This is a genomic window from Burkholderia sp. AU45251 (assembly GCF_030482905.1).
In the GTDB taxonomy this organism is placed as follows: Bacteria; Pseudomonadota; Gammaproteobacteria; order Burkholderiales; family Burkholderiaceae; genus Burkholderia; species Burkholderia aenigmatica.
The window spans coordinates 1-13,783 of record NZ_JAUJQH010000030.1; the positions used below are offsets into that span (position 1 = coordinate 1).

The window sequence follows — 13,783 nt, forward strand, 5'->3', positions numbered from 1 at the left end:
AAAGCGGCGGGGCGATCACGCTGTTCATCGCGTCGTTCCTCGGCATTCCGGTATCGACCACGCATACGATTACCGGCGCGATCGTCGGTGTCGGCGCGACGCAGAAGCTGTCGGCCGTGCGCTGGGGTGTCGCCGGCAACATCGTGTGGGCGTGGGTGCTGACGCTGCCGGCGGCCGCGCTGTTTGCGGCCGGCGGATGGTGGCTCGGCCACCAGATCTTCTGATCGCCAACGCTGGCGGATCGACATGAAATGCGCCGCAAGCCGAAAGGCTGCGGCGCATTTTCTTTTGGAACTGGGTATTCGTGGCGGACGATGAGCGACGGATGCGGGCCGAGGTGGCCGGCGTGGCTGGCGAAGCGGGTCAGTAACTTCCGTTCGCGAACCGTGCAATCGGATCGTCTGCGGTGGCGGTGCGCGGGCTGGCGGGGGCGGATTGCGTCGACGCGCGCAATACCTGGACAGGGGCGGGCTCGGCGCTGCGCGGTGACGTCGCTGCGACGGCGGGCGGCGGTTCCGCATCGAATGCGGCGGCCTGGGCAGCCGTCAGGGCCGTCGTCGGAATCCGTGTGCCGACCTCGGCTGGGCCGACCGGCGCGGTATTCGCCGCCACGGCGGCGGTGCCCGTGCCGTCATTCACGGACGTTGCCTGCTGTTCAGCGGCCTGCATGCGCGGCGGCGGCGGTTCATACGGGTCGGCCGACGCGGCTGTGGGGGCAACCGCTGCGGTCGATGCGACCTGCGTGGCCGGCATGACTGGTGCGGGTGCCTGGGTCGCGGCAGGTTGAGGCGGCGTATAGGCTGGCTGTCGCGATGCAGCGGCAGTCACGACCACCGGGGCAGGTGCGACCGCCGGCGCGCTGCGCGGCTCGTCACGCTTCGCCTCGTAGGTCGGCGCATCGAACGGCGTAGGCGCCCCACGCGGCGGCGCGACGCGGCGAATGCCGTCGAATCGCTTGGCCCAGTATGGGTTCGTCAAGTAGTCGAGCCGTACGGTACCGCCCGTCGACGGCGCGTTGACGAAGCGCAGCTTGCCGACATAGATGCCGACGTGCGAATGCGGCCGTCCGGTCGTATTGAAGAAGATCAGGTCGCCTGGTGCGACCTGGTCGGGATCGATCGACACGCCGCGGCCGCTCATGTCGGCGGTCGTGCGCGGCAGGTTCACGTCGGCCGCACGGCCGATCACGTAGCGCACGAGCCCGCTGCAGTCGAAGCCGCTTGTCGGCGTGTTGCCGCCCCAGCGATACGGGACACCGACGAGGCTCATCGCCTGGATCGAGATTTCTTCCTGGCCGACGCTGTGATCGACGAACTTCGGGAAGTTGGCGGGGGCGGGGAATGCGCGCGGCGTCGTGATCTTCATGCCCGAGGCGGGGCGCGATGCCGACTGCGGCGGCACGCTGGAGCAGGCCGCAAGCAGTGAAACGACAGCAACGGGAACCCAGATTCGAAGCATGGCAAGGCGGGCGAGCGCGACACGCTCGCGAATCGTATGACAACAGACAGACCCGATGGTAGACGCTCCGGCGGGGCTTAAGCAACCATTCTTGAGAATTTACTTGAAGTTTCGCGCGTAAACCGGGGTGTTGCGTGACGATGTATGACTTGTGATTTCGACCCCAAATAAAAACGGCGCTCCGGAAACGGAGCGCCGCGAGGCGTCGGGTGCCGGCCGACGGGCCGGCACAACGCGTGATTACAGGATGTCCGACGCGTAGTCGGCGAGCCGCGAGCGTTCGCCGCGCGCGAGCGTCACGTGGCCGCTGTGGCCCCAGCCCTTGAAGCGGTCGACCACGTACGTGAGGCCCGAGCTGCCTTCGGTCAGGTAAGGCGTATCGATCTGCGCGATGTTGCCGAGGCACACGATCTTCGTGCCGGGGCCCGCGCGCGTGACGAGCGTCTTCATCTGCTTCGGCGTCAGGTTCTGCGCTTCGTCGATGATCAGGTACTTGTCGACGAACGTGCGGCCGCGCATGAAGTTCATGCTCTTGACCTTCAGGCGCGAACGGATCAGTTCCTGCGTCGCCGCGCGCCCCCATTCGCCGGCAGCGTCGTCGGTCTTCTGCAGCACTTCGAGGTTGTCGTCGAATGCGCCCATCCACGGCTGCATCTTCTCTTCCTCGGTGCCCGGCAGGAAACCGATGTCCTCGCCGACGGGCACGGTCGCGCGCGTCACGATGATCTCGTTGTAGCGCTTGTCGTCGAGCACCTGCGCGAGGCCGGCCGCGAGCGCGACGAGCGTCTTGCCGGTGCCGGCCTGGCCGAGCAGCGTGACGAAGTCGATCTCGGGGTTCATCAGCAGGTTCAGCGCGAAGTTCTGCTCGCGGTTGCGCGCGGTGATGCCCCACACGTTGTTCTTGTGGTGGCTGTAGTCGCGCAGCGTCTGCAGCAGCGCCGTCTTGCCGTTCAGTTCGCGGACGATCGCATGGAACGTCGGCTCGCCGTTCTGCGGCTCGAGATAGACGAACTCGTTGACGAGCATCGACGCGACGAGCGGGCCCGTCACGCGGTAGTACGTGGTGCCCGTCTTCGTGTCCTGCCAGCTCTCCATGCCCTTCGCATGCTTGGTCCAGAAATCCTGCGGCAGTTCGCGCACGCCGTTGTACAGGAGGTCTTTATCCTCGAGCACCTGGTCGTTGAAGTAGTCTTCCGCGGGCAGGCTGAGCGCGTGCGCCTTGATCCGCATGTTGATGTCTTTCGACACCAGCACGACCTGGCGATCGGGCCGGTCGCGCTGCAGCGCACGCACGACGCCGAGGATCTGGTTGTCGGCCTTGCCTTCGGGCAAGCCTTCGACGGGCGCGATGTCCGCAAGCTTCGTCTGGAAGTACAGGCGGCCGAGCGCCTCGCGGCTGCCGAGGCGCGACAGCGGGATGCCGGCCGTGATCGGGCCGGCATCGGCGACGAGCGCGTCAAGCGTGCGGCTGACCTGGCGTGCGTTGCGCGCGACTTCGGACATCCCCTTCTTGTGGTTGTCGAGCTCCTCGAGCGTCATCATCGGCAGATAGACGTCGTGTTCCTCGAAGCGGAAGAGGCTGCTCGGGTCGTGCATCAGCACGTTGGTGTCGAGCACGAACAGTTTCTGCAGTTCGGCTTCGGCGGGCTTGCGGCTGCGCGATTTCGTCGCGGCGCCGGTGTCGCGCGCGGGGGCGGCGGCCGGTTTGTCGGCAGCCGGTTTGTCGTTGCGTGCAACGACCGGTGCCGCGGGTTCGGCGGGCGCCGGCATCGGCTGCAGCAGGGCAGCCGTCTGTTTGGTCTTGCGGCCGCGTGCGGGTGCGCTCGCGGCATCTTGCGCCGAAGATGCGACGGCGCGCAGCGGCGCGGCCGTGTTTGCGGCTTCGGTCATCGGTTGGGCCACGCTAGCCGGACCAAAGTCACCGGCTGTGGATGCGTCCCCTTCGGCGGATTTCTTCGCGGCTTTCGCGGGCCGCGCTTTCGCCTTGTATTCGTCGGGCGGCAGGAGGCTGCCGAGCTTGCTGGGGGGAGTAGGCAAAGGCATGGTGTCCCTCGGGAGGAATCGTGTCGCATGGCGTGCGCCGCTGATCGCATCCTGCGTGACGTAGACGCATGCAGTTTGCGCGCGGTGGCGCACAGGAAGTTCGTCTAGCCGGTTCGCCTAGGTGTCGGTCAGCTCCTTGACGCGGTGAGGGCCGGACCGGGGGCCGGCGCGCGATCCATAAAAAAAGCCGCTGCCTCGTCGAAAGAGGCATGCGGCTCGGCTGATACCGTCGTAATGCGCGTCAGGTGCCGGCAAGCATCGCAACGAGCACCGGCGCAGCTACGAGAAATATGGGGCGAACTGGCATTCATTGCGGCCCAATATAACGCGCCTCAAAGCGCTTGTACAGCACTTAGCACGTCGTCCACATGACCCGGTACCTTGATGCCGCGCCATGCCTGGCGAAGCACGCCGTCGGCGTCGATCAGGAACGTGGAACGCTCGATTCCGCGTACTTCCTTGCCATACATTTTCTTCATCTTGATGACATCGAACAGCGCGCACAGCGCTTCGTCGGCATCGGAAATCAGCGGGAACGGCAGTTCGAGCTTTGCCTTGAAATTGTCATGCGAGCGCAGGCTGTCGCGCGACACGCCGATGACTTCCGCACCGGCTTTCTTGAACTTCGGATAGAGATCGCGGAACTGCAGCCCTTCGGTCGTGCAGCCCGGCGTGTTGTCCTTCGGATAGAAGTACAGCACGAGCTTCTTGCCCTTCAGGTCGGACAGCGAAATGTCGCCGCCCGTGGCCGGAGCGGTGAAATCGGGAACTTGACGGTCAACTTCGACGGACACGTGTTTCTCCTGTTGTTATGGAGGCGCACAGCCGCCGCGATGCGCGCGGGTGGCGCGCGGCGGCGACTGTGCGGGAAGGTCTGGAGAGCGGCGCCGGCGTGCGCCTGGACGAACTCAGTCGGGCTGGACGATCAGTTCGCCGGAGCGGCCGGGGATTTCGCCCCACGTGACAGGGTACGATGGCAGCGAGTCGCGGTCCAGCGTCGCGTGATAGTCGCCCATCGTCGCAAACGTGTGGCCTTGCGCGCGCCAGCCGGCGAGCAGTTGCTCGAACACGGGCGCGAGCTTCTGGCCTTCCAGTTCCGCATGCAGCGTGAACACCTGGTCGTGCGGATTGGTTTCGGTGAACTTGAGGATGTGCGCGGCGACGTTGTGCGTGTCGACGCCGTCGATGCCGAGCACTTCGTCGAGCGTCGGCAGCGTGGTGGGCATCTGCACGTGCGACAGCGTGCGGCCATCGACGACCGGCAGGTACGGCGAGTGGCCGCGACCATCGGACGCATAGCGCATCCCCCAAGCGTCGATCTGCTCGAATGCGGAATCGTTCATCTGCCAGCCCGCTGCGCCGTGCGTGACGGGCGGCGCGCCGAAGATATCGATGAAGCGCGCGTGACTCTTCTGCATTTCACGCGCGGTCCAGTCGCGGTCGCGCACGCGGACGTTGTCCTGCCAGTACACGTGATCCCATGTGTGGATCCCGCATTCGAAGCCGGCTTCGTGAATCGCGCGCATGTCGGCAATCGCGCGGCGGCCGATGTCGGGGCCCGGCAGCAGCACGCCGTACATCAGTTGCTTCACGCCGTAGTGCTCGACCACCGACGTGCGCGACACTTTCTTCAGGAAGCCGGGGCGGAACACGCGCCGCAGCGCCCAGCCCGTGTGATCCGGGCCGAGACTGAAGAGGAAGGTCGCGCGCGCACTGAAACGGTCGAAGATGCGCGCGAGGTTCGGCACGCCTTCGCGCGTGCCGCGCAGCGTGTCGACGTCGATCTTGAGGACGATACGAGCCAAGCGAGCGTCCCGATCAGCCTTGCTGTTCGACGAGCGCGCGCGCGTCGGCGACGTGGCCGCGATACGCTTCGAAGATGTTGCGCAGTGCGTCGTCGAACGTCGCTTGCGGCGCCCAGCTGAGTTCCTGCATCGTGTTCTCGATCTTCGGCACGCGGTTCTGCACGTCTTGGTAGCCGTTGCCGTAGTAGGCGCCGGACGTCGTCTCGACGAGCTTCACCTGCTTGGCCGAATCGGCGTACTCCGGGAATTCGGCCGCCAGCTCGAGCATCTTGTGCGCGAGTTCGCGAACCGAGAAATTGTTCTTCGGATTCCCGATGTTGTAGATCTTGCCCGACGCGACGCCGTCCTTGTTCTCGATGATCTTCATCAGCGCGCTGATGCCATCCCCGATGTCGGTGAACGCGCGCTTCTGCGAGCCGCCGTCGACGAGGCTGATGTTCTCGCCGCGCACGATGTGGCCGAGGAACTGCGTGACCACGCGCGAGCTGCCTTCCTTCGGCGTGTAGATCGAGTCGAGGCCCGGGCCGATCCAGTTGAACGGGCGGAACAGCGTGAAGTTCAGGCCTTCCATCCCGTAACCCCAGATCACGCGGTCCATCAGCTGCTTCGAGCACGCGTAGATCCAGCGCGGCTTGTTGATCGGGCCGTAGGTGAGGGCCGACGCATCCGGGTCGAACTGCTCGTCCGAGCACATGCCGTAGACCTCGGAGGTCGACGGGAACACGAGGTGCTTGCCGTACTTGACGGCGGAACGCACGATCGGCAGGTTCGCCTCGAAGTCGAGTTCGAACACGCGCAGCGGCTGCTGGACGTAGGTGGCGGGCGTCGCGATCGCGACGAGCGGCAGGATCACGTCGCACTTCTTCACGTGATACTCGACCCACTCCTTGTTGATCGTGATGTCGCCTTCGAAGAAATGCATCCGCTCGTGGTTGACGAGGTCACCCAGTCGATCGGTCTGCATGTCCATGCCGAACACTTCCCAATCGGTGGTTTCAAGAATGCGCTTGGACAGGTGATGGCCGATGAAGCCGTTCACACCCAGGATCAGGACTTTTTTTGCTTTCATGAATGACGGGAAGAATGAATGAACTGCGCGAATTCCGCGGGCGTCACGACGGTTTCGCTGCCGTCGCGCTGCTGCCACAGCTCGAGAATGGATAGGGCGCGGCTGTCGCCGCAGACGCCGAATAGCGCATTATCGCTTACGTGCAGGCCGGGCGGCAAATCCGCGGCGGCGGCCGCCGCCGCGCTGCCGGGTGCCGCGAGGCGCGCGCGCGCGATCACGAAACGCGTGCCGTCGACGTCCGTGAACGCGCCCGGATACGGGGGCGCGACCGCGCGTACCAGGTTATAGACCTGCGCGGCCGGCTTCGACCAGTCGACGCGGCCATCCTCGGGCTTGCGCCCGCCGTAGTAGCTGCCGGTGGCGAGATCGTTCGGCAGGCGCGGCGCCTCGCCTGCGAGCAGTGCGGGCAGTACGCGCCAGAGCGTCTGTTCGGCGGCAACCGTGACCTTGTCGAACACCTGCGTGGCCGTGTCGTCCGGCAGGATCGGCACCGCGGTTTGTCCGATGATTGCACCCGCGTCGGGCTTGGCGGCCATCTCGTGCAGCGTCGCGCCGGTTTCGGTTTCGCCGTTCAGCACCGCCCAGTTGGTCGGTACCCGACCCCGGTATTTCGGCAGCATCGAACCATGCATGTTGTACGCGCCGCGCGGTGCGATCGCGAGCAGGTCCACCGGCAGCATGTGCCGGTAATAGAACGAGAAGATGAAGTCGGGCTGCGCGTCGGATACCGCGCGGCGCAGCGCCGGATCGGCGGGATCGGCCGGCGTGACGACCGGAATTCCGTGCTCGGCCGCGACGGACGCGACACTGCCGAACCAGATGTTCTCGTTCGGGTTGTCCTCGTGCGTGACGACGAGTGCGACGTCGACACCGCGCGCGAGCAGCACCTGCAGGCACCGCACACCGACGTTGTGATAGGCGAAGACGACTGCGCGTGGCTTCATTGCGTGGCCCCCGAGCGGTTTGCGCCGGCCGGCACCGCCGGCACGCCGTCGTGCTGTTCGAGCACGGCCTGGATCAGGTAGCGCGGCCGCGCGCGCACCTGCTGGTAGATGCGGCCGACGTATTCGCCGAGCAGGCCGAGCGCGAAGATGATCACGCCGAGCAGGAAGAACGTGATGGCGAACAGCGTGAACACGCCTTGCACTTCCGCGCCGACGATGAAGCGGCGCACGAGCAGCAGCACGAACAGCGCGGCGGAGCCGATCGACAGGATCACGCCGATGAACGACAGCCACTGCAGCGGCACGACCGAGAAGCCCGTCACGAGGTCGAAGTTCAGCCGGATCAGGCTGTACAGCGAGTACTTCGACTCGCCGGCGAAGCGCTCCTCGTGCGCGACCTCGATCTCGGTCGGGTTCTGCGCGAACGTATACGCGAGTGCGGGGATGAACGTGTTGACTTCGCCGCACACGTTGATCGTGTCGATGATGCGGCGGCTGTACGCGCGCAGCATGCAGCCCTGGTCGGTCATCTTGATGCGCGTGATGCGCTCGCGCAGACGGTTCATCATCTGCGACGCCTTGCGCCGCCACAGGCTGTCCTGGCGCTGCTTGCGGATCGAGCCGACGTAGTCGTAGCCCTCGCGCATCTTCGTGATCAGCTTGCCGATTTCCTCGGGCGGGTTCTGCAGGTCGGCATCGAGCGTGATGACGATCTCGCCGCGCGATTGCGCGAAACCGGCGAGGATCGCCATGTGCTGGCCGTAGTTGCCGTTGAGCAGCACGATGCGCGTCGTGTCGGGCCGTACGTGGAACTGATCGGCGAGCATCGCGGCCGAGCGGTCGCGGCTGCCGTCGTTGATCAGGATCACTTCGTACGACGTGTCGAGTGCGTCGAGTGCCGGATACAGCCGCGCGAACAGCGCAGCGAGGCCGTCTTCCTCGTTGTACACGGGGATGATGACCGATACTTCGGGCTGCCCGGCGACCGGATGCCCGGCGCGTGCTTCAAGGTGACTCATGTACGCTTATTTTCCGTATTGTTCGCAAATCTGGTTGATGGCGTCGACCACGCGACGCACGTCGCCTTCCGTCATCTGTGTGAAGAGCGGCAGCGTGACGGTCGACGCGCCGTACCGTTCGGCGTGGGGGAACATGCCCTCCTTGAAGCCGCGCGCACGGTACAGCGTGAAAAGATGGATCGCCGGGTAGTGGATGCCGGTGCCGATGCCGCGTTCCTTCAGCTGCGCCATGAACTCGGCGCGCGAGATCGTCAGCCGTTCGAGCGGCAGCGTGATCAGGAACATGTGCCAGTTGCCGTTCTCGAATTCGGCGATCGGCAGGCCGACGCCGAGCTTCACGGCCGCACTGCCGTCGAACGCGGCGAAATACGCGCGCGCGAGCGCGCGGCGCTGCGCGGTGAAGCGCTCGAGGTGGGGCAACTGGCCGAGGCCGACGCGCGCGGCGACGTCGGTCAGGTTGTACTTGCCGCCGAGCACGTCGCAGTCCATCCCGTCGAAGCCGGTGCGCGTGATGCCCTGCAGCCGGTATTTCTGCGCGAGCGTCGCTTCTTCCTCGTTGTTCAGCACGAGGGCGCCGCCTTCGATCGTCGTCAGGTTCTTGTTCGCGTGGAAGCTGAACGACACGATGTCGCCGATCGCGCCGATGCGCTTGCCGTTCCACGTCGAGCCGAACGCCTGCGCCGCATCCTCGATCACGCGCAGCTTGTGCGCGCGCGCGATCGCGTACAGGCGGTCCATGTCGACCGGCAGGCCGGACAGGAACACGGGGATGATCGCCTTCGTGCGCGGCGTGATCGCCTGCTCGAGCTTGTCGAGGTCGATGTTGCGCGTGACGGGATCGATGTCGGCGAACACGGGCGTCGCGCCGGTTTCGATGATCACGTTGCTGGTCGAGACCCACGACGCCGGCGTCGTGATCACCTCGTCGCCGGCACCGACGCCCGCGATGCGCAGGCCGATCTCGAGCGTGCAGGTGCCCGAGTTGAACGCGCGGACGGGACGGCCGCCGCAGTATTCGGACAGCGCCGCTTCGAATTTCTGGCTCTGCGGGCCGGTGGTGATCCAGCCCGAGCGCAGCACTTCGACGACGCCCTGGATGGTTTCCTCATCGATCTCGGGGCGGGTGAACGGCAGAAACGGAGCGGTAGTCTGGCTCATGTACGCTTTGGCCTGTAATGGCGTGTAATAAAAGGGTCGGGCGGTCCCGGCCGAAACCGGCATTAGACACCGGTTGGCGGAATCGCACCGTGATTTTTTGTAGGCGGGCGCTTAACGCGGCGGGGCCTGCTCAGCTTCGCGCGAGCACCAGTACGCCGATCAGAATGATGCCGATGCCGATGAGCCGCTGGACCGACAGCACTTCGCCGAACAGGTACCAGGCCGCGAATGCGTTGACGACGTAGCCGAGCGACAGCATCGGGTACGCGATCGACACGTCGACCCGCGACAGCCCGAGGATCCAGACCACGACGCTCAGCACGTAGCAGCCGAGGCCGCCGATGATCGGCAATTGGGTCGCGATCTTCAGGCCGACCGGGATGATGTTCGCACGGCTGAATTCGAAGTGTCCAACAGCGTTGACGCCGGCTTTCAGCAGAAGTTGCGCACAGGCGTTGAGCATCACGCCGGTGATGATGCAGACGAACGAAACGGGATTCATGCGGCAGGCGTCCTTACGATTGCGGTTTCTCGACGATCACGCGGCGGTTGTCGCGCGCAATCACGCGCATCGGCACGCCTTGCTTGACCAGGGTGTCGTACTGGCCGGGCGGCATGATCGCGAGCGCATGGGTTTCCTGTTTCCAGCGCGTGATCCACTCGTCGACGGTCGGAACCCACTTGTTCGGCTCCATCGAGATCCCGAACGCGAGCTCGTCCTGGCGCTGGACCATGATCGTCGTGTGGCCCATATAGAACGGGAACGTGTGATCGAGCATCTCGATCGAGTAGAACGGCGTGTCGGCCGGCAGCTTCGCGAGTTCGGCGCGTACCGCGGGCGCGAGCAGCGCGCCCGAGCTGTAGCGGCCGAATTCGTCGTGGCCGGTGCCGCCGATCGTGCCGAACGCGAACCAGGCGGCGCCGAACACGGCGAGCGCGGCAGCCACACTCGCGCGACGGTTCAGCCATGCGGCCGCGAGCGTCAGGGCGGCCGCGACCGCGAGGCCTGCGTACAGCCACATCTGGAACGCGCGGTACAGCGCGTTCGGCGTGCGGGCATCGCCCAGGTACGCGAGGGCGATGATCCCGAATGCCGCGACGACGAGGAACACGAGGTAGCCGAGCAGGTGGCGGCGGAACCGGTCGGCGCTCATCAGCGGCAGGTACGCGCCGATGATCAGCGCGAGCGCCGGCGCGACCGGCAGCACGTACGAAATCAGTTTCGAATGCGACGCGCTGAAGAACAGGAAGATGAATGCGCTCCAGATCATCAGCACGAGCATCGGCGAGAAGCCGTTCGGCTGGCGCGGCATCCGCAGCGCATGGCGGATGCTCTGCCACGCGACCGACAGCCACGGCAGGAAGCCGACCAGCAGCACGGGCACGAAGTAGTAGAGCGGGCCCGGGCGGTTCTGTTCCGGGGTCAGATACCGGCGGAACTGCTGGACGATGAAGAAGAAGTTGAAGAATTCGGGGTTGCGCTGCTGGACGAGCACGAACCACGGCGTGACGATCGCGAAGAAGATCACGAGGCCGCTTACCAGGTACAGGCGCTTCCACAGCGCCCAGTCGCGCGCGATCAGCGTATAGAGCACGAGCACGGCGCCGGGCAGGATCAGGCCGACGAGGCCCTTCGACAGCACGGCGAACGCCATCGCGGCCCAGCATGCCCACATCCAGCCGCGCGCCGCGGCCGGGCGCAGCCCGGGCCGCTGCGCGAGCAGCAGCGAGCACAGCGACAGCGCCATCCAGAACGCGAGCCCCATGTCGAGCGCGTTGAAGTGGCCCATCAGGTTCCAGTACGGCGACGACGCGAGCACGACGGCGGCGAGGAAGCCCGACAGCGGGTTGAACAGGCGCGCGCCGGTGAAGCCGACCAGCAAGATGCCGGCGAAGCTGGCGACAGCCGTGTAGAGGCGGGCCTGCCATTCGCCGATGCCGAACCACGCGAACGTGAGCGCGTTCATCCAGGTCTGCAGCGGCGGCTTCTCGAAGTACTTGTAGCCGTTGTAGCGCGGCGTGATCCAGTCGCCGGTGACGAACATCTCGCGCGCCATTTCCGCGTAGCGGCCCTCGTCGCTCGGGATCAGGTGGCGCAGCCCGAGCGGCGCGAACCAGACGATCGCGAGCGCGATGACGAGGAGGACGAGCGTGATGCGATTGAGCGGTAGCCTCGACGGCGTATCGTTCATGGATTTTCAGCCTGTTGGTTATTGTGACGGGCCGCCGGCGGGTTGCGCCGGGGGCGGGCGGCCTGGTCGGGCCGATCCGGAGGATCGACCCGCTGCGCCGGCCCGAGTTTTACCGCATCGGGGATTAACGTTCAATTAAGAGCGCGGCGGCGACTTTGCGGCCTTCGGCCATCAGGATGTTGTAGGTGCGGCAGGCGGCCTGGAAATCCATCGTCTCGACGCCGATCCGCTTCGCGGTGAGCGCCGCGACGAGCCGCGGGTGCGGGAAGCGCAGCCGCGCGCCGCTGCCGAAGATCACGAGTTCGGGCGTCGGGTCGAGCAGCATCGCGAAATGCTCGGGCGCGAGCGCGTCGAACGACGACACGGGCCATACCTGGACCGGCGCGCCGGGCAGTACGATGACGCTCGTTTCATGGCGTTCGAGATTGACGTCGACATAATCGGGGCCGTAGCCGGTGACGGTGTTGAGCGCGCCGCTCGCGTCCTGGTGCAGTTTCAAATCGGTATTCCGCGGTTCCGTAGGGGAATGTGGTGCAGGGCCACACGGGCCCGGATGGCCGGTTTCGCTTGCCTGAGCACGCGGGGCGCCTGACGGCGCGGCCCCGGCGCGGCTATGGTGCATTGCGAAAGTCGGCCAAAATCCGCTAAATTATAACTTTTTGGTCGCCCCCGGGCGCCACTTGCGTCGCGCGTCGCCACAAGCCGCGCCCGACCGCCCGCTTTTTCCCAGTCTAGACAGCGCGCACAGACCGGCCGCTTTCCAGTTTTGATCCCGTCCCCCCGGCCGCAAGGCCAACCCAGGAACCGTGTCGTCGTGAAACCGATTCAGAAGTCGAACAAGCTGCTCAACGTCTGCTACGACATCCGTGGCCCGGTGCTCGAGCACGCGAAGCGCCTCGAGGAAGAAGGCCACCGCATCATCAAGCTGAACATCGGCAACCTCGCGCCGTTCGGTTTCGACGCGCCGGACGAGATCATCCAGGACATGATCCGCAATTTGCCGACGTCGTCCGGCTATTCGGATTCGAAGGGCGTGTTCTCGGCGCGCAAGGCCGTGATGCACTACACGCAGGAAAAGGGCGTCGTGGGCGTCGGCCTCGACGACATCTACATCGGCAACGGCGCGTCCGAGCTGATCGTGATGGCGACCCAGGCGCTCCTGAACGACGGCGACGAAGTGCTGCTGCCCGCGCCCGACTACCCGCTGTGGACGGCGGCGGTCAGCCTGTCGGGCGGCACGCCGGTGCATTACATCTGCGACGAGCAGAACGCGTGGATGCCCGATCTCGACGACATCCGCCGCAAGATCACGCCGAACACGAAGGCGATCGTCGTGATCAACCCGAACAACCCGACGGGTGCGCTTTATTCAGACGAATTGCTGCTCGAACTGCTCGCGATCGCGCGCCAGCACGGGCTGATCGTGTTTGCCGACGAGGTGTACGACAAGATCGTCTACGACGGCCTCGAGCACACGGCGCTGGGCTCGCTGTCGGAGGATGTGATCACCGTCACGTTCAACAGCCTGTCGAAGAGCTATCGCTCGTGCGGCTACCGCGCGGGCTGGATGGCCGTGTCGGGCCTGGGCGGCGACAACCGCCGGTACGCGAAGGACTACCTCGAGGGGCTCGGCATCCTGTCGTCGATGCGCCTGTGCGCGAACGTGCCCGGGCAGTTCGCGATCCAGACGGCGCTCGGCGGCTACCAGAGCATCAACGAGCTGATCGTGCCGAGCGGGCGCCTGTACAAGCAGCGCGAACTCGCGTACGACATGCTCACGTCGATCCCGGGCGTGACCTGCGTGAAGCCGCAGGCCGCGCTGTACATGTTCCCGCGCCTCGACCCGAAGCTTTATCCGATCCAGAACGACCAGCAGTTCATTCTCGACCTGCTGCTCGAGGAGCGCGTATTGCTCGTGCAGGGCACGGGCTTCAACTGGACGACGCCGGACCACTTCCGCGTGGTCTTCCTGCCGAACCTCGACGATCTGACCGATTCGATCAACCGGATCGCACGCTTCCTCGACGGCTATCGCAAGCGCCATACGGTGTAAGCGGCAGCCCGGACGAAACCTATTCTTTTTACTCATCGATCA

The 13,783-nt window shown here is 65.6% G+C and carries 13 protein-coding genes and 1 pseudogene; 3 read left to right on the forward strand and 11 right to left on the reverse strand.

Annotated elements, in window-relative coordinates:
- On the forward strand, positions 1-224 hold a 224-nt coding region (locus tag QZM67_RS34565; protein WP_301810377.1), incomplete at its 5' end, for an inorganic phosphate transporter.
- Between the two features lie 139 nt (positions 225-363).
- On the opposite strand, the gene QZM67_RS34570 is transcribed toward QZM67_RS34565, so the two are convergent.
- Positions 364-1,458, reverse strand: coding sequence for a C40 family peptidase (locus QZM67_RS34570; RefSeq protein WP_301810380.1), 1,095 nt, complete (start codon positions 1,456-1,458; stop codon positions 364-366).
- Positions 1,459-1,698: 240 nt separating this feature from the next.
- Positions 1,699-3,501 carry a PhoH family protein gene (locus tag QZM67_RS34575; RefSeq protein WP_089425590.1) on the reverse strand — a complete coding sequence of 601 codons (1,803 nt, stop codon included), beginning with the start codon at positions 3,499-3,501 and terminating at the stop codon, positions 1,699-1,701.
- Here QZM67_RS34575 and QZM67_RS34580 point away from each other — a divergent pair.
- A pseudogene (locus QZM67_RS34580) lies at positions 3,397-3,641 on the forward strand (hypothetical protein); the annotation flags it as partial. The gene QZM67_RS34575 and the pseudogene QZM67_RS34580 overlap by 105 nt on opposite strands.
- 192 nt (positions 3,642-3,833) lie before the next feature.
- On the opposite strand, the gene QZM67_RS34585 reads toward QZM67_RS34580, so the two are convergent.
- The 9 genes from QZM67_RS34585 to QZM67_RS34625 all read right to left on the reverse strand — a co-directional run bounded on the left by QZM67_RS34585 (position 3,834) and on the right by QZM67_RS34625 (position 12,187).
- The gene (locus tag QZM67_RS34585) at positions 3,834-4,295 is read right to left on the reverse strand and encodes a peroxiredoxin (protein ID WP_006756046.1); all 462 of its coding nucleotides are present in this window, start codon (positions 4,293-4,295) and stop codon (positions 3,834-3,836) included.
- 114 nt (positions 4,296-4,409) lie between these two features.
- Positions 4,410-5,306, reverse strand: a complete 897-nt coding sequence (locus QZM67_RS34590; RefSeq protein WP_043188182.1) for a polysaccharide deacetylase family protein — start codon at positions 5,304-5,306, stop codon at positions 4,410-4,412.
- Between the two features lie 13 nt (positions 5,307-5,319).
- Positions 5,320-6,375 carry a bifunctional UDP-4-keto-pentose/UDP-xylose synthase gene (locus QZM67_RS34595; protein WP_051890217.1) on the reverse strand — a complete coding sequence of 352 codons (1,056 nt, stop codon included), beginning with the start codon at positions 6,373-6,375 and terminating at the stop codon, positions 5,320-5,322.
- The gene (locus QZM67_RS34600) at positions 6,372-7,319 is read right to left on the reverse strand and encodes a formyltransferase (protein WP_301810384.1); all 948 of its coding nucleotides are present in this window, start codon (positions 7,317-7,319) and stop codon (positions 6,372-6,374) included. Before QZM67_RS34600 ends, QZM67_RS34595 begins: the two co-directional genes overlap by 4 nt.
- The gene (locus tag QZM67_RS34605; RefSeq protein WP_175025735.1) at positions 7,316-8,338 is read right to left on the reverse strand and encodes a glycosyltransferase; all 1,023 of its coding nucleotides are present in this window, start codon (positions 8,336-8,338) and stop codon (positions 7,316-7,318) included. Before QZM67_RS34605 ends, QZM67_RS34600 begins: the two co-directional genes overlap by 4 nt.
- Before the next feature lie 6 nt (positions 8,339-8,344).
- Complete coding sequence (locus QZM67_RS34610) at positions 8,345-9,496, reverse strand: DegT/DnrJ/EryC1/StrS aminotransferase family protein (protein ID WP_043188188.1); 1,152 nt, start codon at positions 9,494-9,496, stop codon at positions 8,345-8,347.
- A gap of 130 nt (positions 9,497-9,626) precedes the next feature.
- Positions 9,627-9,998, reverse strand: a complete 372-nt coding sequence (locus QZM67_RS34615; RefSeq protein WP_059464372.1) for an SMR family transporter — start codon at positions 9,996-9,998, stop codon at positions 9,627-9,629.
- Between the two features lie 13 nt (positions 9,999-10,011).
- Positions 10,012-11,688, reverse strand: a complete 1,677-nt coding sequence (locus tag QZM67_RS34620; protein WP_301810388.1) for a glycosyltransferase family 39 protein — start codon at positions 11,686-11,688, stop codon at positions 10,012-10,014.
- A 124-nt stretch (positions 11,689-11,812) separates the two neighbouring features.
- Entirely contained in the window at positions 11,813-12,187 is a 375-nt protein-coding gene (locus tag QZM67_RS34625; protein WP_043188192.1) for an Mth938-like domain-containing protein, read from the reverse strand.
- Between the two features lie 315 nt (positions 12,188-12,502).
- On the opposite strand from QZM67_RS34625, the gene QZM67_RS34630 reads away from it, so the two are divergent.
- Positions 12,503-13,741 (forward strand): pyridoxal phosphate-dependent aminotransferase, encoded by a 1,239-nt coding sequence (locus QZM67_RS34630; protein WP_301810392.1) that lies wholly within the window; start codon positions 12,503-12,505, stop codon positions 13,739-13,741.
- The last annotated feature ends 42 nt before the right edge of the window (positions 13,742-13,783 follow it).